We start from the raw sequence: 22610 nt of genomic DNA, 5'->3' as shown, positions 1-22610 counted from the left end.
CCATCGTTAAACATCACATAATTGAACAGCTTTCCTTAAAGAAGCGATTTTATCTGTTGCAGTGGGAATGAATTCCTGCGCTACATAACCTTTGAAGCCGGTTGCGACTATTGTTTTCATAATTGCTGGATAATACAGTTCCTGGCTTTCGTCAATTTCATGACGGCCAGGGTTACCGCCGGTGTGGTAATGCCCGAAATACTGGTGGTTATTCTGTATAGACCGCATGATGTCTCCTTCATCGATCTGCATGTGGTAGATATCGAACAGCAATTTAAAATTTGGCGAATCCAGCCTTTTACAGAGTTCAATACCCCAGACCGATTTATCACACATGTAATCCTTATGGTCTACCCGGCTGTTCAACAATTCCATTTGCAGGATGATGCCGTTTTTCTCAGCATGCGACAGGATTTTCTTAAGCCCTTCTACAGAATTCTTCAACCCCGTTTCATCATCCATACCATTCCTGTTTCCACTGAAACAAATCAGGTTCTTATAGCCTGCCTTTGCAGCCAGTGAAATAACGTCAGTATAGTTTTTTACAAGTGTGTCATGGTTTTCTTTGTGGTTAAACCCATCTACCAGGTTTATTTCCGCACCATTGCACATGGAGGAATCCAGTCCGTATTTGCGAAGGGTTTCCCAATCCTTAGGACCAACCAGGTCAATTGCTTTAAGTCCAATGTCCTTTGCGGCTGTACATAATTCATCCAGAGTCAAATGGCCATATGTCCACCTGCACACAGAATGGTTAATATTCCCTTTCATATTGTGATGTTCAGCTTGTTCAGAGCAGGAAGCCATGCCGGCAATTGGCGCAAATGCAACCCCTGCACCTGCCGCCAGCATTTTTTTAACAGCATCCCTTCTAGAGTTTTCTGTATTCATATAATTATTCATCAGGCTCCTGCAACAGCAACCTTTTTTCTGCTTTTCATAAAAATTACGAGTCCGGTAAATGCCACAACCAGGATAACAGGGATAATTGCGGTGGCCCTTAGAACTTCAGGCCCGGCAGTCAACTGTGCCTGTGCATATTCGGTTGCCTCCGTAGTTCCGGCTGCAGCAGAGCGGTAAGCATCGAGGGTTGCGCCAGCAGGAAGTTTAGCCGCAATCAAACGGTCATAAAAGCCACCCATAAATAAAGTATATATAGATACTGCAAACATACCCGCCCCACCCATCAGGTTCATACCTAATGCACCGGATTTCGGAACATTCTCAGCAATAAAACCAAGCATGGTTGGCCAGAAATAACATACACCTATTCCAAAAATAATGGCTGCGAAATACAATCCATTGCCACTAAGACTGCTTAAAAGGTAAATTCCGAGGGCAGCCATAATTGCAGACATCAGCAGAACCCCCGCAGGAGAAAAACGATGAACAACAGGTTCTGCGAGTCCCCGGCCTACAACCATAACCCCGGTTGTAATGGTTAAGATCAAAATTGCGTTATCAGTAACATTATTCAGCAAAACACCCACCCATTGACCAGTGAATAATTCAGTGATGGCAGTACCAAACATACATACGAACATAAAAACAAAGAGTGGTGTTGCAACAGCTTTATACATTTCTGATGTGGAAACACCCGACGCAACGCGCTCTGTAACTGGAAATTCCAACCGGTAAAACAGGTATCCATAAATAAGTGTAGGAATAATCATCATGGCAACCTGTACCTGCCAGCCTATACCCAACTTATCAAAAAAGAATACAATTAATGTACCGATTACGATACCACCTGGAAACCAAAGGTGGAAATGATTCAGTTTTGTAGTTTTATTATCAGGAAACATGGTTGCCACAAGCGGGTTACAAGCCGCTTCCACAGTACCATTCGCAATTCCTATTAATAAAGTTGAAATGAAAAGCGTCCAGAACCCACCGGCAAAAATGGTCAGTAAAATTCCGGCAAGATGGAAGAAGAAAGCAATAACTAAAAGACGTTTCATACCAATGACATCTACAACCATTCCTCCAATAACTACGGCAAGGGGAAAACCCCAGAAGGCAGTAGCAGCAACAGAGGCAAGTTGGGAAGCGTCAAGGTGGAAATCTACTCCCAGGCGGCTTAAAATTCCGGCCCGGATTCCGAAGGAAAGAGACGTGACCAGCAAAGAGAGGCAGCTGGCAACAAATAATTTGTTACGGTTAATTTTGGCTTGCATAACGTTGGTTTAACTCATTCAGAGCAGTTATAAATTTATGGGATTCAAGTGTATTTATGACACTCTTTAACCCGTATTCAAAAAAAAAATAGATACACCACCCCCTATAATCCTATTTTAACCAATTTATCAACTTTTTTATCAGCATCTCCACGGGCATGATTTTCACCACCAGAATTGGTTGAAACCTATTAATTTAGCCGTCTTACTTCATTTAAATACTTTTCTAACGATGGGCGATCTCCAAATAAAAAAACAGCCAACGAATTATGATGTGGTTATTGTAGGCTCCGGTGCCGGTGGTGGTATGGCAGCCTATGTACTCGCTAATGCCGGCTTAAAGGTTTGTTTATTGGAAGCGGGACCTATATTCGATCCTGCGAAAAACAGTTCTCAATTAAAAAATCCCTGGGATTCTCCAAGAAGGGGCGCGAGTACCAAACACAGGCCCTTTGGTGATTTTGATGCTTCTTACTGGGGCTGGGAAATAGATGGTGAACCTTATACTAAAGAAGAAGGAACACAATGGGATTGGTGGCGGGCCCGTATGCTGGGTGGACGGACCAATCACTGGGGCCGGATTTCCCTGCGCTTCGGTCCGAAAGACTTCAAAAGGAAAAGTATTGACGGATTAGGTGACGACTGGCCCATTGGTTATGAAGACATCAAACCATATTATGATAAGATCGACCAGCTGATTGGTGTGTTTGGAACTAATGAAGGCCTGGAAAACGATCCGGATGGATACTTCCTTCCGCCACCCAGACCAAGGTTACACGAATTAATGATCAAAAATGGTGCAACTTCTTCCGGTGTGAAAGTAATTCCTTCACGGTTGTCTATCCTCACCAAAAAAATCAACGATAGCCGGGGGGCCTGCTTCTTTTGTGCACAATGTAACCGCTCGTGCCAGGTTTATGGTGATTTCTCTTCTTCCAGCGTACTGGTTAAACCAGCTATCGCAACCGGAAATGTAGAGGTCGTTCCAAACGCCATGGCCCGTGAAGTAATGACGGATAAAGAAGGCAAAGCAACAGGTGTTGCTTATATTAATAAAATTGATAACCTGGAATACCAGGTGAATGGTAAAGTGGTGATCCTGGCCGCCAGCGCTTGTGAAACATCACGCATCATGCTGAACTCAAAATCAGCACGACATCCAAATGGACTGGCCAATTCAAGTGATGTAGTCGGTCGTTACCTGCATGATTCCACCGGTGCCGACCTCGGCGGTGTACTTCCGACACTCATGGGTCGTAAAAGATACAATGAAGATGGTGTGGGTGGTATGCATATTTATTCACCGTGGTGGCTGGATAACAAAAAGCTCGATTTCCCAAGAGGATACCATATTGAATACTGGGGCGGAATGAGCCAGCCCTCTTATGGTTTTGGAATGGGTATGCAAGACATGAATGGAAAGTACCTGGTGAATGGAAAACAAAAAGAGGCTGGTGGTTATGGGGCATCGCTGAAAGAAGACCAGCGTTTCTTTTATGGAGCCAGCGTAGGTATGGCCGGCCGCGGCGAAGCTATTGCCTATCGCACTAACTATTGTGAGATCGATCCTAATGTGGTAGACAAATATGGTATTCCTGTATTGAAGTTCAATGTGAAGTGGAGTGACCATGAAATCAAACAGGCAAAACATATGAAAGAGACCTTTAAGGAAATCATGCACAATATGGGAGCCATTGTTACCTGGGGTGGAGATGATGGCCCGGAAAATAACTATGGACTTCATTCTCCCGGAAAAATTATCCATGAAGCCGGTACAGCACGGATGGGTAATGATCCTAAAAACTCTGCCCTCAATAAATGGAACCAGGCCCATGATTGTAAAAACCTCTTCGTTGTTGATGGTGCGGCCTTTGTTTCGCAGGCAGACAAGAATATTACCTGGACAATCCTGGCACTATCCATGCGAGCCAGTGAATATATCATTGACCAATTGAAAAAACAAAATATCTAATAAATACAGTACAAAATGGACAGAAGGAAATCGCTTAAAGCCATTGCGCTGGGCACGCTATCAACTGGCATTTTATTAGATGCCTGTAAAGAGGCTGATAAAAAAACAACGGCCGATACTGCTCCTGCAGCTATTGGCCTGGGGCCAGACAGGATGGAAGAAGAGAAGGCTTACCTGGTAAAGCTGAATGCAGAAAAATTCTTCAACGACCATGAACTTGCCACAATCACCATACTGGGTGATATTATCATTCCAAAAGATGAAGTGAGTGGAAGTGCATCGGATGCTAAAGTGACCGATTTTATTGAATTCATTGTAAAAGACATGCCGGAACACCAAATCCCCATGAGGGGAGGTTTGCGCTGGCTTGATCTGCAGTGTTTAAAACAATTTGAAAAAGCGTTTATTGATTGCAGTGAAACCCAGCGGATTGCCATGGTTGACCAGATTGCATACCCGGCTAAAGCCAAACCGGAAATGGCACAGGGGGTTTCCTTTTTCAACCTGGTAAGGGACCTGGTATGTACTGGATTTTACACTTCTGAAATTGGTGTAAAGGATATCGGCTACCAGGGGAACAAACCCAACCAGTATAATGGAATCCCTGATGATGTACTGAAACAATACAAACTTGCTTATACCGAGAAGGAATTGAAAGAATGTATAAGCTTTAATGTATAACGTCCAGCGCAATGAGGAGAAAACTTAGGATGGGGATGGTTGGTGGCGGAAGGGACGCCTTTATTGGCGCCGTTCACAGGATTGCTGCCTTTATGGATGGTGAAATTGAAATGGTTTGCGGGGCTTTAAGCAGTAATATTGAAAAAGCCCGGCAAAGCGGGGAAGACCTGCACCTCTCTCCGGAAAGGATCTACGGTTCATATGAAGAAATGGTAACCCGTGAGAAAGAACTTCCTGCTGACCAAAGGATGGATTTTGTTAGTATTGTTACACCCAATCATTTGCATTTCGGTCCTGCAAAAATGGCCATGGAGAATGGTTTTCATGTAGTGCTGGATAAGCCGGCAACTTTCACCCTGGAAGAAGCCAAAACTTTAAAAAAAGTAATTGAAGATACCGGCGCTTTGTTTTGCCTTACGCATACTTATACAGGGTACCCAATGGTGAAAGAAGCTCGCCAGGTCATTGCTTCCGGTAAGCTGGGTAATATCCGTAAAATATACGTAGAATACCCGCAGGGCTGGCTCACCAACTTCCGGGAAGGCAGCAATTATAAACAGGCAGCCTGGAGAACTGATCCCAAAAGGAGTGGAATTTCAGGTTGCATGGGAGATATCGGTACGCACGCATTTAATATGGCAGAGTATGTAAGTGGTCATTCAGTGATTGCAATGTGTGCAGACATGAATATTGTTGTTCCGGGAAGGCTTCTTGATGATGATGGCAGTGTATTGCTTAAGTTTAACAATGGGGTAAGCGGATTTTTATTTGCAACGCAGGTAGCGGCTGGTGAAGAAAATAATATTAAGATCAGGGTTTATGGCGATAAAGCCGGACTTGAATGGAAACAGGAAGATGCCAATTCGCTCCTGCTGAAATGGCTGGAAGAACCAACCCAGATCCTTCGGGCTGGCAATCCTTACCTAAGCAGTTATTCCAGGGCAGGAACCCGCACCCCTGCCGGACATCCGGAAGGATACCTTGAGGCATTTGCAAATATTTACCGCAATTTTGCTTATACCTTAGGTGCAAAATTGGAGGGCAAAAGACCGGAACCGGAATGGACCGATTTTCCCGGTATTGAGGAAGGAATAAGGGGGATGGCATTTATTGAAAACGTTGTACGGAGCGCTGCATCAGAAATGAAATGGCAGCCTTTTGAGGTATGAAACCTCGCCTGTTAAAGGATTTGATTTTAAAAAACTAAATACGCTTAAGAATGACAACATTAAAAGGTCCGGGTATTTTCTTAGCCCAATTTCTTGGCGACAAAGTACCATTCAACAATCTGCAATCTATCTGCCTCTGGGCAGAAGCCCTTGGTTTTAAAGGTGTGCAGATACCGACCTGGGACAGTCGCTGTATTGACCTGCAAAAAGCTGCTGAAAGCAAAACATATGCAGATGAAATCAGGGGAATTGTGGAAGAAAGCGGCTTGCATCTTACAGAATTATCTACGCATTTACAGGGTCAACTTGTTGCAGTCCATCCTGCATACAATGAATTATTTGATGGTTTTGCACCTGAATCAGTAAGGGGGAATGCAAACGCCCGCACAGAATGGGCAGTACAGCAATTAAAATATGCGGCTAAAGCCTCGCAGAACCTGGGACTCAATGCGCACGGTACTTTCAGCGGATCATTATTATGGCACACGGTTTATCCCTGGCCTCAAAGACCAGCCGGATTGGTAGAAACCGGGTTTAAAGAACTGGCAAAAAGGTGGAAACCTATTTTGGATGTCTTTGATGAAAACGGGGTTGACCTTTGCTATGAGATACATCCCGGCGAAGACCTTCATGATGGCGTATCCTATGAAATGTTCCTGAAGGAGGTGAACGATCACCCAAGGGCATGTTTATTGTACGATCCCTCCCATTTTGTATTGCAATGCCTCAATTACCTTGAGTACATTGATATTTATCATGAACGCATCAGGATGTTCCATGTTAAGGACGCAGAATTTAATCCGACCGGACGCCAGGGGGTGTACGGAGGTTACCAAAGCTGGGTCAACAGGGCTGGAAGGTTCCGTTCACTGGGCGACGGGCAGGTGGATTTCGGATCCATTTTCAGCAAACTGGCTGCATACGATTACAAAGGCTGGGCGGTAATGGAATGGGAATGTTGCCTGAAACATCCTGAGGATGGAGCAGCAGAAGGCGCTATCTTTATACAGGATCAGATTATCCGGGTTACAGAAAAAGCTTTTGACGATTTTGCAGGAACAGGATCAGATGAAGCATTTAATAAAAAAATTCTAGGCATTTAATAAACAAACAACAATGAAAAAATTCCTTTTCGTGGCAGGCATCAGCGCCTTCGCCATTGCATGTGCTAGTAACAGTTCTGAAAAAAAAGCAGAAGACAGTAAAGCTACAACTGAGCAGGCAGCACCGGCACCTCCCCCTGCTGCAGCGGATGACAAAGGGGTAGAGCTGATTGCATCCAATGACTGCCTTACCTGCCATAAAGTAAATGAGAAAGCAATTGGTCCGGCTTATTCTGAGGTAGCCAAGAAATATACTGCAGATGATGCTACTATTGCAAACCTTGCCAGCAAAGTTATTAAAGGTGGATCTGGTGTTTGGGGACAGGTTCCCATGACTCCGCATCCGCAATTGTCTGAAGATGATGCAAAGACTATGGTTAAATACGTACTGTCACTCAAAAATCAATAATAACATGGTCCGTAGCTTAACAATCCTTGCCTTTAGCACCCTGTGTCTTGCTGCCTGCAGTTCTTCAAAAAAGACAACTGGAAATAATACGGCAAACAATAGCCTTGGTAAAGATGAAGCTGCTGAAGGCTGGCAATTATTGTTTGACGGCACCAGTACCAGGGGTTGGCATACCTATGGCAAAACTGCAGCCAGCGCCGCCTGGCAGGCCGTTGATGGAACTATCCATCTGGATGCTTCTAATAAAGACGGCGGTGATCTTGTTACTGATGAAGCTTTTGAAAATTTCCATCTTAAACTGGAATGGAAAATTTCGCGCAATGGTAACAGTGGTATAATCTTCGATGTGCAGGACGATCCCGCCAAATATAAAGAGGTATGGTACACAGGACCTGAAATGCAGGTACTCGATAATGACGGTCATCCGGATGGTAAGATATTCAAACACAGGGCGGGTAATTTATATGACCTCATTGCTTCCACTTCAGAACCGGTAAAGCCTGTTGGTGAATGGAACCTTGCTGAAATTATCCAAAACAGGGGTAAACTTGAACTTAAACTAAATGGTGTTACAGTTGTTGCCACAAACATTGGAGACGATGCATGGAGAACATTGATTGCCGGAAGTAAGTTTAAGAATATGCCTGATTTCGGTAAATTCAGTATGGGTAAAATTGCCTTACAGGACCATGGCAACAACGTATGGTACAGAAATATCAAAATTCAAAAACTCTAAATAAAACGCCGCAGTAGCGGCGTTGCTTTTTTTTTATGAAAAAGGTTCTATCAATTAGTATGCTGTTTTTTTGCTGCTTCCTTATTTTCTCCTGTAAACCAACAGCCAATAAAAATCACTCAAAAAGTATCCTGGTGTATTCTGCCACCAGGGGCTATCGCCATGAATCTATCAAAGATGGCATTAAGGCAATTAAAAAAATTGCGCAGGCAAAAAACTGGGAAGTTGTTGCAACAGAAGACAGCAGCTTTTTTACCAATGATAATCTCAGGAAATTTTCAGGTATCGTTTTTCTTAATACAACCGGCGACGTACTTAATGACGAAGAGCAGAAAGCACTCGAACAATACATCCACAATGGCGGCGGATTGGTTGGGATCCATGCAGCAGCTGATTGTGAATACAACTGGCCATGGTATAACAAACTGATAGGAGCCTACTTTGAATCACATCCTGCACAACAAGTGGCGACTTTAAAGGTGATGGACAAAAACCATCCCGCCACAGCAAATCTTCCGGCAGAATGGACCCGTAAAGATGAATGGTATAATTACAAAAGCGTATCGCCAGATATTAAAGTTTTACTGGCGCTGGATGAAACCTCTTATCAGGGCGGGAAAATGGGTAGTTTTCACCCTTCTTCCTGGTATCACTCCTTTGAAGGCGGTAAAGTATTTTATACTGGCCTGGGACATACCAAAGAATCATATACTGAGCCCTTATTCCTGGATCATATAACTGCAGGTATCGAATCAGTACTTAGATAGCAGGTTCACATAAAAGATTTTACAATACCAATTCAGTATAAAGTTTGTTAAGTGCATCCTGAGGGTCTTCACAGAAGCCGGGATGCACTTTTGATGTCTGGAGAATTGTACTGCGGGTAGCTGTTAGCCACCTGAACCGGGATGCCATGTCTAATTTTCCAATCGGACCGGCATCATTTGTTCCGTTACATATGCGTTCGAAGGAACGTAGGTAATCTTCTATTTCGGTTATATCTAATTGGTTATTAAATGCAAGCAGCTTTTCCCTGTTGAGCATGAAAATCGCCTTCAGGAATTTCTTTTGTTTAGAAAACAGGATAACTCCCACGTTGAGGAATTCCTCCCGTTCAACCTTAGGCACAACGCGGATAACCGCATATTCAAATAAATTGTGATCTGGCATGTTGGGCTTCTTGTAGAAATATTTCTGAATTATTCCTCCTGGATATTAAAAATTGCACATAAACTTCCCGGTTTTCTTCGGTGTTTTCAGCTCCTTCAAAAACCAGCCATTCGGCTGGTACCAGGGAAACTATATTCCGGATCCGTTCGGGAGTTAGTATGGCAAATAATTCGGCATTCACTTTCTCCAGTTCACTGGCAAATGGCAGTAAAACATGGTCTTTGACTTGTACAAAAGGTTTGAGTGCCTGTTCCTTCAAATTACTCCAGGAATGGTGAAAATACAATGCTGCCCCATGGTCTATAAGCCAGAGTTCTTTGTACCACATCAGCATATTGGTATTTCGGCAAGTACGGTCAACATTGGTCAGAAAACAATCGAGCCAGACAATTTTAGAAGCAAGCGAAGCTTCAATGGGTTTAACTGAAGGATCATAAGTAATAGCCCCTGATAGGTAATGAAGACCAAGGTTAAGGCCTATACTGCTTTTAAGTAAATCCTGTATCTCTTCATCAGGTTCTGTACGGCCAAATGCTTCATCAACATTTGCAAATACAATTTCCGGCACCTTTAGTCCAAGTGCACGCGCAATTTCACCACCTATCAATTCGGCAATCAGCGATTTAATCCCCTGCCCTGCTCCGCGAAACTTTAAGACGTATAAAAATCCATCGTTGGCTTCTGCAATTGCGGGTAAAGAACCGCCCTCACGAAGTGGTGTAACGTATCGGGTAACATCGACAGTCCTGATCAAAATTGTGTTGGCTTGCATGGGTGCGAAAATTAAACATTTTTCAGTAGTATGGATCCCGAAAAACAATTGTCGCACTATATAAGTTTCCCAATTTTCAAATTGATTTATACCAAATTAGCTTTGATATATTTAGCACTTGACTGGATACTTGAAACAGGGTCAGGAATATAATTATTCTCCTGCTCGACATAGAAATGTTTCATTCCTGAAACTGCTGCGAATTTGAAAATTGCCTTGAAATCAATTTGTCCATTTCCAACTTCTGTTTGCTTTGAGCGGTCTGCCTTATCCATATCCTTTACATGCCATAAAGGAACCCTGCCTTTCAGTTTATTAAACAGTTGCTCTGGATCCTGGTTTGCAAATGAAACCCAATACAGGTCCATCTCGAATTTTACCAGGTCCTGGTCGGTTTGGGTAGTCAGGATATCATATCCTGTCTTGCCATCGTAAGATTTAAATTCAAAATCGTGGTTATGATACCCTAATTGTAAACCCGCTTTCTTACACCACTCCCCTGCCTGGTTGAGTTTGCCTGCCAGTCTTTTAAAGTCATCGAGCTGGCGATGTTCAGGATGCAACCAGGGTATGATCAGGTATTCATGTTTCATTTCAACTGCTGCGGCTATGAAGTCCTTTATTTCGGCATTACCGGCTTCAGAATCCTCGTAAAGGTACTTTTGTGGCATATAATGGCCACTTGGTGCTTTAAGCCCCAGGGAAGCCGAATAAGCAGCAAATTCCTTCACCGGCATCCCATAGTATTTTCCACCATTGTATCCAAATGGTTCAATTTCTGTGTATCCGGCAGCAGCAATTTTATCCAAAATACCTTTGGGGTCTTTTACGATCAGCTCCCTTAGGGTGTATAACTGGATTCCAATAGCATGTTTCTTTTTGTCTGCCCATAGCATGTCGGGCATCAACATTACAGCGGGAGTGATTAATCCAGCTTGTTTTAGGAAGGATCTGCGGGTGCTCATATTGGCAAGTTTAAAATTTGACTGGCTTCTATAGAACACCAATTTACAAATTTCCGGGGTCTAAAATTTTATATGACAAAAAAAGCCGATCCTATTCAGGACCGGCTCTGTGAAAAAGTAGATTATTCTTTAGTTAGATGCGGAAGTGAGAGAACGCCTTGTTGGCTTCTGCCATACGATGCGTATCTTCTTTTTTCTTGTATGCACCACCTTCACCTTTGCTGGCTGCAACGATTTCATTGGCCAGTTTATCAGCCATGCTACGACCATTTCTTTCGCGGCTATAACGGATCAGCCATTTTATGCTGAGGGAAATTTTCCTGTCGGGACGAACTTCAGAAGGGATCTGAAAAGTTGCACCACCGATCCTGCGGCTGCGTACTTCAACTGCTGGTGTAACATTGGCTATTGCCCTTTTCCAGATCTCATAACCGTCTTCATTGGTTATTTTACTAACCTTGTCAACAGCATCATAGAATATCTCGAATGCTACACTTTTCTTACCCTGCCACATGATGTTATTCACAAAACGGGTAACCAGTTTATCGTTATACCTGGCATCTGGTGCCAGTGGTAATTTTTTGGCTTGCGCTTTCCTCATGGAAGAACTATTTTATAATTATTTTTTACCGGCTGGTTTAGCACCACCTGTTTTATCTTTCTTAGTACCGTATTTAGAACGGCTCTGTTTCCTGTCTTTCACACCGGCAGTATCAAGGCTACCGCGAACAATGTGGTAACGTACACCTGGCAGATCTTTTACACGACCTCCGCGGATCAATACGATTGAGTGTTCCTGCAGATTATGCCCCTCACCTGGAATATAGGCAATTACCTCTACCTTGTTGGTCAAACGCACCTTAGCCACTTTACGCAGGGCTGAGTTCGGTTTTTTAGGAGTAGTGGTGTACACACGGGTACAAACACCACGACGTTGCGGACAAGCATCCAGCGCTCTGGATTTACTCTTGGCCTTGATGATTTCTCTACCTTTTCTTACTAATTGCTGTATTGTAGGCATTCTAACCTTTATTTATTTGGGACGGCAAAGGTAAAATCCATTACCGAAAAAACAAAATAAAATTCTAAACCGGCCACATCCAGTTGTGGGTGTCGGGCAGTTTACCTTCCCTGATATCAGAAAGGCGTTGCTTCACTTCAGTAGCTACAGGTGTTTTGGTTACATCAAATTTCATAACAAACTCCTTGTATTTCAGCTCTTTAATCAAAGAAATTACAGCTGCAGTACCGGTACCAAACACTTCAGTAAACTGGCCAATTTCATAAGCTTCCAGTAATTCATCAATATTAACTTTCCGCTCCTCAACGGGTATTCCCATCTCTTTGAGCATAGTTATGACACTGTCGCGGGTTACCCCGGCTAATATGGTGCCTTCTTCCAGGGATGGTGTAATTGCAACCCCATTAATAAGAAAAAATACGTTCATCATACCTACTTCCTGCAGCCACTTGTGTTCCACGGCATCAGTCCACAAAACCTGGTCGTACCCTGCTTTTTTGGCTTCCGTGGCCGCGAGCATGCTTCCCCCATAGTTTCCTGCATTTTTGGAAAACCCAACGCCACCCGGAGCAGCCCTGGTGTAGGTTTGTTCCACAACGATTTTCATCGGCGCAGCAAAATATGGACCAGTCGGACTAAGTATAATAAGGAATTTATAGGTCTCAGAAGGCCTAACACCCAGCATGGTATCAGTTGAGAACATAAACGGGCGGATATACAGGGAATGTTCTTTTAAACTGGGAATCCAGTTCTTTTCTACAGCAATCAGCTTCCTGAGGCCCTCCATAAAGATCTCTTCCGGAATTTCAGGCATATTCATACGCCTGGCAGATTTATTGAACCGTTTGAAATTCTCAATTGGCCTGAAAACAAATGCATTGCCTTTTTCATCTTTATAGGCCTTTATCCCTTCAAAAATTGCCTGGCCATAATGCAGTGCTGCCAGGGAAGGATCCAGTAATAATGGCTGATATGGCTTGATTTCTACATTTTTCCATTCTCCATTCTCATAATCCGCTTCCAGCATATGGTCAGTAAAATATTTCCCAAACGGAATATTCTCCAATGGTATGTCATTCAATTTACTATGACCAATTTTGGTAACCGGAATATCAAAAGCTGCGATCATATTTGGTACATTTGCTGCAAAGAAACAACGAAATTTATGGGCTGCCAAACTAAGGAGTAGATTTTACTAACATTTGTTAGCATTATAACACTTATGGCCCACCAGAAGATTCAACATTAACTTATCCCTGAAATGCATTTGAACGAGATTCGCTTATCTGACCAGTTATTACAGGCTTTGTATGCCAATACGCTGGTTGAATCCGAGTATACACCCAATTCAAAAATGCCGGCCCAAAACAAAGAGCAGGAAGTGCGGGTTGAAAGTCCAATTCAGTTTCTAGGAAAAAATAATAGTCAATTTGTTATCCTTGTATACTATCCTGATCAATTGCACCTGCCAGATGAAAGCTTTCAATTTTTGGGTGCTGTATTGAAAGCATGCCAGCTCAATGCTGCAGATGTGGCCATTGTTAACCTGGCAATGCAATCCATAAAGATAGAACAGTTACAGGAACAATTATCCCCCAAAATCATACTTGGATTCGGCCCTGGAGCTGTAATGGCGGGTATGCCGGTAACAAATGAGTTCATACCTGTAGAAGCCGGAAAGTACCAATATATGCAAGCCCCGGCCCTTGAGGAATTGACCAGGCCTGGAGAAGGCTCAAAGTCTTTGAAGAAACAATTATGGGAAGGCCTCAAACAAATGCTACATTTATAAGTTCCACTATGCAAATTGTCTTTGCCACCAATAATGTCCATAAAATCCAGGAGATCCAGCATATCCTTCCCTCATCTATTCAGCTTGTCACCTTAAAAGAGGGCGGTATCAATATAGAAATTCCTGAACCGCACGATTCACTCGAAGCCAATGCCCGGGAAAAATCGATGACTATTTACCGGTTAACCGGCAAAGATTGCTTCAGTGAAGACACCGGGCTGGAAGTGGAAACATTAGGCGGGGAACCTGGGGTTAAATCCGCAAGGTATGCCGGGGACCAGGCCAATGCAGCTGAAAACACCCGGAAACTTTTGGAAAAACTGGGCAATAATACCCAAAGGCAGGCTCAGTTCAGAACCGTCATTTCCTTAATTTTAGCGGGAAAGGAATATCAATTCGAAGGTATCTGCAAAGGCCGGATCGCGTTTACCCCTTCAGGAGATAATGGATTCGGCTATGACCCGGTTTTCATCCCGGACGGAGATATAAGGACTTTTGGCGATATGACTATGGCAGAGAAAAAACAATTCAGTCACAGAAGGAAAGCAACTGACCAATTGGTCAGTTTCCTGCAGCAACAATTTAAATAAAACAGGGGGATCAATAATAAAGTGGAGATCAGAGGCAACCAAAATATTTTGGATAGCGACTTAATCAAAGGGAGTATTGAAGGCGACCCGAAGATGCAGGAAGCTTTGTACCAACGGTATGCGGCAAAAATGTTTGCGGTTTGCCTTCGCTATGCAGGAAATAATGATGATGCACAGGATCTTTTACAGGAAGGCTTTATAAAAGTATTTAAAAACCTGGCCAAATTCCGAAACGAAGGCTCTTTTGAAGGGTGGATTAGGCGGGTGTTTGTAAATACTTCCATTGAACAGTACCGCCGGAAAGTTCATTTGAACAGTATTTCGGAAAAGGAGGAAATGGTTATTGAAGACGCTTCAGTATCAGTCCTGGATCAATTGGCAGAGCGGGATATCATCCAGTTGGTACAGGACCTATCACCTGGCTACCGGGCTGTATTCAACCTTTATGTGATTGAAGGTTTTTCACATAAGGAAATTGCAGATATGCTGCATATCAGCGAGGGCACCAGCAAATCACAATTGGCAAGAGCAAAATCAATACTTCAAAAAAAGGTTACCGAATTCCTGGGAGAAAAACGAAAATAATTCATCCTGCATGTCTGATTTATTACGCAATAAGATACTACAATGGGAAGCCAGTCCACCACCTGAAGCCTGGAAGAAGATTACCATGCATCTGGAAGAGATCAATGCAGAGAACAATTTAGCCAGACGCATACGGGACATGGAGTCCCTCCCTCCTACCGGTGCCTGGAAAGCTATCAGCCAGCAATTGCACATTGAGCCACCTGCAAAATCAGCATCCCCTGTTATTCCTATCCGCCCGCTTTATCCTTACCTTTTCCGTTATGGTGCTGTGGCCATTGTGGCGGGGTTCCTTGCATGGATTTTTATTGATAACCCCTTTGATTATGGTGAAAAGAAAATATCAACAGCAATAATACCAGCTAAACCCGCCAACCCGGTTTACAATGAATCGTTTGCTGATGAACCAGCAAAAAACGGACCTTCCCCAATCCTGAGCAGCGAAGGAATAGCTTCCACACGAGAAATTAATAAACTACCCGTAAGCCGGAAACGTGAACCTGTTTATGCTGTGGTTCACAACAATAAAATTCCTTTAAAGGGTTCATTTCCCAATGCAAGCACGGCATCCTACACAGTTCCGCCTTCCCTGCAACTGATGGAATTACCCGTTCAAAAAAGGAACCCGCGATATATTACCATCGCATCACAAACAGGTGAACCCGTAAAACTGTCCGCAAAATTTGCATCGGCTTATTCTTCCTTGTTTAATGGTTCGCAGGAACAGTATAATACCCAGGCTGCTGACCTTATTAAACAGCTTCAACTGCAAATAAGTAAACGCAGTTATGTTCCGGATCCCGCAAACCTCTTTGACATGGTTATGCTGGGCAACATGCTCCAGGAAGAACAATAACTTATTTTTACACGAAATAGTTTTTATGGCCAGGATTAAACTGGATATGCCGGAAAAGTTTGTTTTCCAAACCAAAATTGCTGTGCGGATTACCGACCTTAATTATGGCGGACACGTGGGGAATGATACCTTGCTCAGCCTAATCCATGAGGCCCGCATGCAATTCCTGCATCATTCCGGCTATACGGAATTGAATATGGCAGGTGCCGGGCTCATTATGGGAGATGTGGCCATTGAATTTAAGACTGAATTGTTTTATGGCGACACTGTGCTGGTTAGTGTTGTTGCCAATGATTTTACCCGTGTCGGTTTCGACATCTTTTACCTGCTTGAAAAAACAGTCGACAATAAGAGCAAATTGGTTGCTGCAGCAAAAACCGGAATGGTTTGTTATGATTATTCCCTGAAGAAAATTATGGGTGTGCCGCCCGGCGTGAAGGAACAACTTGGACTTTAGCTATTCCAGATGCTCCAGCTTTCATTTGCCTGGATGATCAGCATTTCGTAGCCATTCTCAATAGTTGCCCCTTTTGCTTTGCCCAGTGACAGAAACCTTGTTTCTGAAGGGTTATATACCAGGTCAAATAAATAATGCCTGGAAGTTATCGTTTCATAATCCAGGGGCGGTGCTGCGTCAATATGGGGGTACATGCCAAGTGGAGTGGTATTGATCCATAGGGTAGCATCCTTAATCTCTTCCTGCTGCAATGACGAATAATCAACTATTCCATTTGCAGCATCTGCCTTACGGCTAATAACTATATAGGATATGCGCAATTTATCCAGGACATACTGAACTGCCTTGGAAGCACCACCTGTGCCCAGTACGAGTGCTTTTTTATGATGCCCCGCAAGCTTCCTGCACAAGGATTTTTCAAAGCCCACTACGTCGGTATTGTGTCCAAAGAGCTGACCGTTTGTAATTTTGATACAATTACATGCTCCTATAGCCCTCACTACCGGGGACTGTTGATGCAGATATTGAATTATATTTTCTTTATACGGGATGGTAACATTTAATCCCTCTAATTGGGGATGGGATTGCAGCAATCCTGGAAATGCCGTTATTGATTCCAGCGGAAAATTGTCATACCGGGCATCAATGCCTTCTGCAGAAAATTTTTCTGTAAAAAATCCTTTGGAAAAGGAATGACCTAATGGATACCCGATGAGCCCGAACTGCCTCATTAAACCATTTCTTTATCGAGGAATAAACTAAAGGTATCTCCCCTTAATCCCACACGCATGGCCTCGAGTGAAATAATTTCTGATGGGGCTATATTACCAAGGTTTACATTGCAGCCGATCAATTCTATAAAATACAACTGTTGTGCCTTTTGCGGAGCTTCCCAAAGAATTTTTTCCTCCGGTATCTGGGTTAGTATTTCCTGAACCAAGCCTTCTCTTACTTCACCGCTGCCCCTGTAGATACCCACATTCCCGGCTTCACGCGCTTCTGCAATAACATAGGTTGAACCAGCATCCAGTTCGGCACGCATCAGTTCAATCCATTTATAAGGTGGGATAATATGTGCAGCATCTTTACTGCCCACTTCACTTAAAACAGTGCCATGTTTTGTAAGCTTTTCTATATAACCGCACTTTTCGGTATGCGGAATGGTGATTGAACCATCGCTTACTTCCATATAAGAAATACCGTAATCCTTGCAAACATTGATATAATCTTCAAATTGGTTACGGATCAGGAAGGCTTCAAAAAGTGTTCCGCCAAAATAAACCGGGATATCATAAGAACGGTAAACATCCAGTTTTTCACGCAGGTTTGGGGTAACATAGGAAGTACCGAAGCCAAGCTTTACGATATCTACATGCGGGTAAGCAACACTCATGAAGTTCTTGCTTTCTTCGATGCTTAATCCCTTATCCATTACCATTGTGAGGCCTTTGGTACGTGGCCTTGCTACCCTTTCGGGCATTTGTGTCAAATTAAAATTCATTGGCTGCAGTTTAATGAAATGCCGCGCAAAAATAGGAAACCGCTGGCATATTATGCCTTTCCGACTTTCCGGTTCCTGGCAATAACATCAACAACCAGTTGATTTTGCAGGATTGAAGGGCGCAGGGCCACAAATTCTTTCAGCAGTTTCGGTGCTTTTTGCAAGGCCCTTTCGAGGTAAAGCAGTGCTTCCTTTGATTTACCCAGCGCAAACAAAATAGCGCTTTTGTAATAGAGGAAAAGCGGCTTGCCCTCAGTATGGCGTAAGGCCGCTTCAGCCTGCTCAAGTGCTTCGTCATAAAATTCACCCAAATAAAGGCACCTGATCAATGCCTCCCAGCCATTGCTGCCTTTAGGCCTTGCCCTGACAACGTTGGAAAAATAAACAATGGCATCCCTGGTCTCGCCCAGCCTGATTTTACATTCGCCCATGGCCAGGTTAAATTCAGGAACCGATTTTTGGATATGCATAGCAGTTTCCAGTTGTTTTACCGCCTGGTTCCACTGCTCTTCATTAATATAAGTACAGGCGATTTTATAATACAATTTGCTGTCATCAGGGTTAAGATGCACTGCTTTGCGGTAATAAAACCTGGCCTGGGCAAAATTCTTAAGCCTGTCATAACAGTGGCCTATTGCCTCGAAAATGACATCTTCCGGCCTGCTTAGCTCTAAAACTCTTTCCAGAACTTCTATTGCGTCCCTGAATTTCCGCAAACGGATATAAGCATCCCCCATATTGCGGTAAGCATAATCAAACTTCTCGTCAATTGTAATTGCAAATTTATAGGCATCAATGGCCTTTTCATACAATTTCAGTCCCTGGTAAGCCGCTGCCAGGTTAAACCAGGCCAGTTCACTATATGGCAGGTCATCCAGGATTTGCTGGTGCAGCCTGATGCTTTCTTCATTTCTGCCTGTAAAATCTGTCCAGAAGCAGATTTTATACAGTGCTTCTTCATTGGCTGGCTCCTGTTCCAGGATTAGTTTAAGGCAATCGAAAATCTTATCGAATTCTTCATAATCATCATATACATCAGCCAGCTCAAAAAGCAGTTCAATCCGCTCTTCGCCTTCGAATAGCTGCAGGGCATTTTCCAGCAGCTCAACTGCTTTTGGCTGTTTATCAAGAGCCAGGTAGGCATCCGTACGAAGAATATAGAGGTTGATATCGTTGCTGTCCAGCAATTCTGCAAGGTCCAGGATTGATAATGCCTCGGTATATTTTCGGGTGGCGATAAGGATATCTGCCTTCCTTAGCAAGAGGTTGGCAGAATAGGGAAACTGTTCTACAGCCATATCACAGGCTTCCTGCGCCTGCACAAGGTCTTCTGCCTCATCAAAATAATTAATGATTTTTTCGAAGGATTCCTCATCAAGAAAGGAATATGACCGGCCGGCCTTCCTGTCGTTGTACTGCCTCAGCAATTCCTCTAAATCCTCTTTATCCTGGCGAAAGGGGTAATCTTTCATGTACTTATAGGTTATTCTAATATAGGGTAAACAAAAAAAATGGCCAAGTATTTGTAACATTATTTATCACCAACCGTTAATAACATATTAAAATTTGTGATAAACGGTTAGGATTTTCGCATTTATTTTTACTACTTTTGTGATGATGTTAAGATTAATTCATACAAGAATCGCCCGGCACACCTTAAAAATGGTGGTGGCAACCCTTTTTCTGGGGTTTGCTGGTCTGGCAATTGCTAGTATGGGTGGTGAAAAAAGGAATAAAAAATCAACTTCCCTTACTGCTGATTTTGTTCCCATAAGAACTACTACCGGGTTTACGCTTAAGGCTGGTCCTGCTTATAAAGGGAGTATTACCTTAAACCAGGAGAAATCCAACGGTTATATCAACTTCAATTCACTGGTTACCTACCAGAAGGGAAATACAACTTACATAATGCCTTTGAACCACAGGATTAATATTGGTGCTATGGGTACCAGTGATAACACACAAATGCTGCACCTGAAAGTCAGGATGCATAAATAATCCTATTTATCCTTTCTCCCCTTTTTACTTTCCTCATAAGTCAGTTCACGATATCCGGTTTTAGGTATATCAAACTTCGAAACTGGTACCGGATTCAGGTTCACCTGTGCTACCACATACCTGATATTTAGGTTTCCCTGTTTCAATTCATATTCAAGCGGCAAACCTTTCAGGTTAGTGAACTGGGAATTATAATCATTATTCTCCGGTATAATATCTTCTGTAAAGTACACTGTAAAAGAACTACCGTCTTTTAGTTGTGCAACTGCTTTTTTACAGGAATATCCGGCCAGTATTTTCGTTTCGTTGGTAGTAGTAAATTTAATGCCTTCGTATTTCCGGTTTTTATCTTTCCAATCATCAGGTGTCATTCGGATCAGTAACTTTTGTCCTCCAAATTCCTGCAACACAACGGCAGATCCGCTGCGGGAGTCATGTATGGTGGTAAAACTGGCGACTGCGCTAACCATTTCAGAGCGACTTAGTCCACCTTTCAGGAAAACAGTAGTCGTTGCACCGTCAAACGCATCTGCCATTTTCGGTTCTGCGCTGCCAGTATTAATCACTGCGTCATAAACAATAGTAATATCTGAAACTTTTTTCTGTGCTGTAACTGCCATTGCAGAAAATGCAAATAAACCGGATAGAAATATGGTTTTGATTTTCATGTTATGTATCAGACGTTTGTTTTCAATTCAAAGTTGTCTAAAATAAGAAAGACCTATGGCATTTTACAATTCATGCAAAGGTCTTTCTGATTATTTAACAGCGTAATGGCTTACTTCCCTTTTTTCTGCATTTCCTGAACACGTTTCTGGGTCTCCTGTATTTCTTCCATTTTTGCTGCCCATTTCGATTTGGCCTTTGGTTTGGTCCTGTTTTCAGCCAGCTGGGCCACAATTTTATCGTGGTCAATAATATAGTTCTGAATTGTCCATTGCAGTACGAGCGTTATAATATTTGACACAGTATAATACCAGGTTAAAGCGGATGGCAGGCGGTTAAAGAACACCAGCAGGATCACAGGGAAAATATACGGCATGTATTTTAACATCGGATTATTTTGATCCGGTGTCATATTCATATTATATATTGAAATCAGGAAACTGGTTAATACGGCTGTAATCGTAAATAAACTGATATGGTCCCCAAAACCAAAAGGAATTGAGAATGGCAATTTAGCAATCACGTCATATGTCGAAAGGTCTTTTGCCCAAAGGAAACTTTGTCCGCGTAACGCCACATTGGAGTTAAAAAAGCTATATAGAGCAAAGAATATGGGGATTTGCATCAGGGCGGGGATACATCCACCCAGCGGGTTCACCCCTGCTTCCCGGAACAATTTCATTTGCTCCATACCAAATCCCTGCTGGTCGTCTCCGAATTTCGCTTTCAGAGAATCAATTTCCGGTTTGAGGGCTTTCATCTTTGCACCGCTCAAATAGCTGGAATATACCAACGGAGAAGTTACCAGGCGGATGAATAAAGTAAGCAATGCGATTACGATTCCGTAGCTGCCGATGAATTTTTTGATAAAATCAAAAACAGGCATTACAATATATTGGTTGATTGGCCTTACAAACGAATAGAAACCTTGTCCGAGGTTTACAATCTTATCCATTTTCTCAACACCTACATTGCGTAAAATTTTGTAATCATTGGGACCAAAATAAAACTGCATGGGCACAATAGCATTGTTACCCGCAACCAGTTTTTTCTGAAAGCTGGCTTTGGCTGCAACGATAACGTGAGAGGAATCATCACCCGGACTGGTCCAGTCTACCTGGCCCGCGTCAAAATTATCTTTGGCGATGATTGTGGTATTAAAGAACTGTTGTTTAATACTGGCCCAATGTATGGGTTTCTCAAATTTTTTCTGGTTGTTGGAGAACATGTTGAAGTAATCATAATTACCATCTTCAACAAGTACCAGTTGCGATTGCTGGCGTTCGTACTTTACATCCCTTTCCTGTTGGCGTGCATCAACATTCCACTGCAGGTTAAGTTGCTGCTGGGAAAGAATTGAATTAGTGCCGTTCAGCTTAAGGTTAAAATCTATAAGGTAGGCATCCGGCTTTACGACATATTCATGTACTATAGATTCCCCGTTGTTTCCAATCACTTCATAAGTAACCACCTGGTTGCCTGCAGCATCTGATTGTACACCTTTAAACTGGAAGAAAAGGTTGGCGGCCTGCGCCGTTTGATTCTGTGCGATATTCACCGGGTAGCTAAACTGGTCGCTGCCATCATGAATAAGGGTAACCGGTGAACCATCCGCACGTTTATATTTTTTCAGGGAAACCTGTGTTGGTTGTCCGCCTTTGCTGGAGAAACGAATAGAGAGAAGTCCGTTTTCCACATCCTGGAAAGATTCTTTTCCTGAAATTGCTTTCGCCCAGCCAGTTAGCGTAGAATCAGCAATAGCGGCAGTTATAGCGGTATCTTTGCTGGCAACTGCAGCTTTTATTTTTGCCTGGTCTATTTTTGCGATTGAGTCTTCATATTGCTGTTTTTTAACCTGTAATTCCTGGCTATTTTTAGAAGAAATAAACAGGTAAACGAAGAGGAGAACTCCTAACAGCACAAAACCAATAACCGTGTTGCGATCCATGCTTTGCATGCAATAATGTTTTTAAGACGTGCAAAGATAGGG

At 43.0% G+C, this 22610-nt stretch carries 26 protein-coding genes; 13 read left to right on the top strand and 13 right to left on the bottom strand.

The window, feature by feature from the left end:
• Nucleotides 1-6: 6 nt before the first annotated feature.
• Together LAQ65_RS01030 and LAQ65_RS01025 are read right to left on the bottom strand one after the other, a co-directional pair.
• Entirely contained in the window at nt 7-891 is an 885-nt protein-coding gene (locus LAQ65_RS01030; protein WP_224115070.1) for a hydroxypyruvate isomerase family protein, read from the bottom strand.
• An 11-nt stretch (nt 892-902) separates the two neighbouring features.
• Entirely contained in the window at nt 903-2177 is a 1275-nt protein-coding gene (locus LAQ65_RS01025) for an MFS transporter (RefSeq protein ID WP_224115069.1), read from the bottom strand.
• A 232-nt stretch (nt 2178-2409) separates the two neighbouring features.
• Here LAQ65_RS01025 and LAQ65_RS01020 point away from each other — a divergent pair, with 232 nt between their 5' ends.
• Genes LAQ65_RS01020 through LAQ65_RS00990 form a run of 7 tightly spaced genes read left to right on the top strand, consistent with a single transcriptional unit; the run spans nt 2410 to nt 9014 of the window.
• Nucleotides 2410-4149, top strand: coding sequence for a GMC oxidoreductase (locus tag LAQ65_RS01020; protein ID WP_224115068.1), 1740 nt, complete (start codon nt 2410-2412; stop codon nt 4147-4149).
• 15 nt (nt 4150-4164) lie between these two features.
• On the top strand, nt 4165-4830 hold the full coding sequence (locus tag LAQ65_RS01015; protein WP_224115067.1) for a gluconate 2-dehydrogenase subunit 3 family protein: 666 nt from the start codon (nt 4165-4167) through the stop codon (nt 4828-4830).
• An 11-nt stretch (nt 4831-4841) separates the two neighbouring features.
• Nucleotides 4842-5999 carry a Gfo/Idh/MocA family protein gene (locus LAQ65_RS01010; protein WP_224115066.1) on the top strand — a complete coding sequence of 386 codons (1158 nt, stop codon included), beginning with the start codon at nt 4842-4844 and terminating at the stop codon, nt 5997-5999.
• A 50-nt stretch (nt 6000-6049) separates the two neighbouring features.
• Nucleotides 6050-7102, top strand: a complete 1053-nt coding sequence (locus LAQ65_RS01005; RefSeq protein ID WP_224115065.1) for a sugar phosphate isomerase/epimerase family protein — start codon at nt 6050-6052, stop codon at nt 7100-7102.
• Between the two features lie 13 nt (nt 7103-7115).
• Nucleotides 7116-7511 carry a c-type cytochrome gene (locus LAQ65_RS01000; protein WP_224115064.1) on the top strand — a complete coding sequence of 132 codons (396 nt, stop codon included), beginning with the start codon at nt 7116-7118 and terminating at the stop codon, nt 7509-7511.
• A 4-nt stretch (nt 7512-7515) separates the two neighbouring features.
• Nucleotides 7516-8247, top strand: a complete 732-nt coding sequence (locus LAQ65_RS00995) for a 3-keto-disaccharide hydrolase (protein ID WP_224115063.1) — start codon at nt 7516-7518, stop codon at nt 8245-8247.
• 35 nt (nt 8248-8282) lie between these two features.
• Nucleotides 8283-9014, top strand: coding sequence for a ThuA domain-containing protein (locus LAQ65_RS00990; protein ID WP_224115062.1), 732 nt, complete (start codon nt 8283-8285; stop codon nt 9012-9014).
• 19 nt (nt 9015-9033) lie between these two features.
• On the opposite strand, the gene LAQ65_RS00985 is transcribed toward LAQ65_RS00990, so the two are convergent.
• From LAQ65_RS00985 to LAQ65_RS00960, 6 genes are all read right to left on the bottom strand, one after another.
• A complete protein-coding gene (locus LAQ65_RS00985; RefSeq protein ID WP_224115061.1) occupies nt 9034-9417 on the bottom strand; it encodes a DUF3037 domain-containing protein in 384 nt (127 codons plus the stop codon).
• Nucleotides 9395-10189: a HipA family kinase gene (locus LAQ65_RS00980; RefSeq protein WP_224115060.1), complete on the bottom strand. Its 795-nt coding sequence runs from the start codon at nt 10187-10189 to the stop codon at nt 9395-9397. Before LAQ65_RS00980 ends, LAQ65_RS00985 begins: the two co-directional genes overlap by 23 nt.
• Nucleotides 10190-10275: 86 nt before the next feature.
• Nucleotides 10276-11154 (bottom strand): sugar phosphate isomerase/epimerase family protein, encoded by an 879-nt coding sequence (locus LAQ65_RS00975; protein ID WP_224115059.1) that lies wholly within the window; start codon nt 11152-11154, stop codon nt 10276-10278.
• Nucleotides 11155-11287: 133 nt separating this feature from the next.
• Complete coding sequence (gene rpsG, locus LAQ65_RS00970; protein ID WP_224115058.1) at nt 11288-11755, bottom strand: 30S ribosomal protein S7; 468 nt, start codon at nt 11753-11755, stop codon at nt 11288-11290.
• Nucleotides 11756-11773: 18 nt separating this feature from the next.
• Nucleotides 11774-12175: a 30S ribosomal protein S12 gene (gene rpsL / locus LAQ65_RS00965; RefSeq protein WP_214457945.1), complete on the bottom strand. Its 402-nt coding sequence runs from the start codon at nt 12173-12175 to the stop codon at nt 11774-11776.
• A 64-nt stretch (nt 12176-12239) separates the two neighbouring features.
• Nucleotides 12240-13304 (bottom strand): branched-chain amino acid aminotransferase, encoded by a 1065-nt coding sequence (locus LAQ65_RS00960; protein ID WP_224115057.1) that lies wholly within the window; start codon nt 13302-13304, stop codon nt 12240-12242.
• 132 nt (nt 13305-13436) lie between these two features.
• On the opposite strand from LAQ65_RS00960, the gene LAQ65_RS00955 reads away from it, so the two are divergent.
• The 5 genes from LAQ65_RS00955 to LAQ65_RS00935 are packed head-to-tail and all read left to right on the top strand — an operon-like array spanning nt 13437 to nt 16455.
• Complete coding sequence (locus tag LAQ65_RS00955) at nt 13437-13967, top strand: hypothetical protein (RefSeq protein ID WP_224115056.1); 531 nt, start codon at nt 13437-13439, stop codon at nt 13965-13967.
• A gap of 8 nt (nt 13968-13975) precedes the next feature.
• On the top strand, nt 13976-14557 hold the full coding sequence (rdgB, locus tag LAQ65_RS00950) for an RdgB/HAM1 family non-canonical purine NTP pyrophosphatase (protein ID WP_224115055.1): 582 nt from the start codon (nt 13976-13978) through the stop codon (nt 14555-14557).
• A gap of 48 nt (nt 14558-14605) precedes the next feature.
• Nucleotides 14606-15142, top strand: a complete 537-nt coding sequence (locus tag LAQ65_RS00945; protein WP_224115054.1) for an RNA polymerase sigma factor — start codon at nt 14606-14608, stop codon at nt 15140-15142.
• 10 nt (nt 15143-15152) lie between these two features.
• Nucleotides 15153-15998 (top strand): hypothetical protein, encoded by an 846-nt coding sequence (locus LAQ65_RS00940; RefSeq protein WP_224115053.1) that lies wholly within the window; start codon nt 15153-15155, stop codon nt 15996-15998.
• 25 nt (nt 15999-16023) lie between these two features.
• Nucleotides 16024-16455 carry an acyl-CoA thioesterase gene (locus tag LAQ65_RS00935; protein ID WP_224115052.1) on the top strand — a complete coding sequence of 144 codons (432 nt, stop codon included), beginning with the start codon at nt 16024-16026 and terminating at the stop codon, nt 16453-16455.
• Here the strand turns inward: LAQ65_RS00935 and LAQ65_RS00930 are convergent.
• Genes LAQ65_RS00930 through LAQ65_RS00920 form a run of 3 tightly spaced genes read right to left on the bottom strand, consistent with a single transcriptional unit; the run spans nt 16452 to nt 19428 of the window.
• Nucleotides 16452-17186, bottom strand: a complete 735-nt coding sequence (locus LAQ65_RS00930; protein ID WP_224115051.1) for a shikimate dehydrogenase family protein — start codon at nt 17184-17186, stop codon at nt 16452-16454. The genes LAQ65_RS00935 and LAQ65_RS00930 overlap by 4 nt on opposite strands.
• Nucleotides 17186-17956: a phosphosulfolactate synthase gene (locus LAQ65_RS00925; protein ID WP_224115050.1), complete on the bottom strand. Its 771-nt coding sequence runs from the start codon at nt 17954-17956 to the stop codon at nt 17186-17188. The genes LAQ65_RS00930 and LAQ65_RS00925 overlap by 1 nt, the downstream gene beginning before the upstream one ends.
• Nucleotides 17957-18006: 50 nt before the next feature.
• The gene (locus LAQ65_RS00920) at nt 18007-19428 is read right to left on the bottom strand and encodes a tetratricopeptide repeat protein (RefSeq protein WP_224115049.1); all 1422 of its coding nucleotides are present in this window, start codon (nt 19426-19428) and stop codon (nt 18007-18009) included.
• Nucleotides 19429-19573: 145 nt separating this feature from the next.
• Here LAQ65_RS00920 and LAQ65_RS00915 point away from each other — a divergent pair, with 145 nt between their 5' ends.
• Nucleotides 19574-19954 carry a hypothetical protein gene (locus LAQ65_RS00915; protein ID WP_224115048.1) on the top strand — a complete coding sequence of 127 codons (381 nt, stop codon included), beginning with the start codon at nt 19574-19576 and terminating at the stop codon, nt 19952-19954.
• A gap of 2 nt (nt 19955-19956) precedes the next feature.
• On the opposite strand, the gene LAQ65_RS00910 is transcribed toward LAQ65_RS00915, so the two are convergent.
• Complete coding sequence (locus LAQ65_RS00910) at nt 19957-20622, bottom strand: hypothetical protein (protein ID WP_224115047.1); 666 nt, start codon at nt 20620-20622, stop codon at nt 19957-19959.
• Between the two features lie 110 nt (nt 20623-20732).
• Entirely contained in the window at nt 20733-22577 is a 1845-nt protein-coding gene (gene yidC, locus LAQ65_RS00905; protein WP_224115046.1) for a membrane protein insertase YidC, read from the bottom strand.
• Nucleotides 22578-22610 lie beyond the last annotated feature (33 nt).

It is taken from the genome of Flavihumibacter profundi, assembly GCF_020076305.1.
Lineage (GTDB): Bacteria > Bacteroidota > Bacteroidia > Chitinophagales > Chitinophagaceae > Flavihumibacter > Flavihumibacter profundi.
The sequence above is the reverse complement of the archived record's forward strand: the minus strand, read 5'-3'. Positions and strand labels throughout refer to the sequence as shown.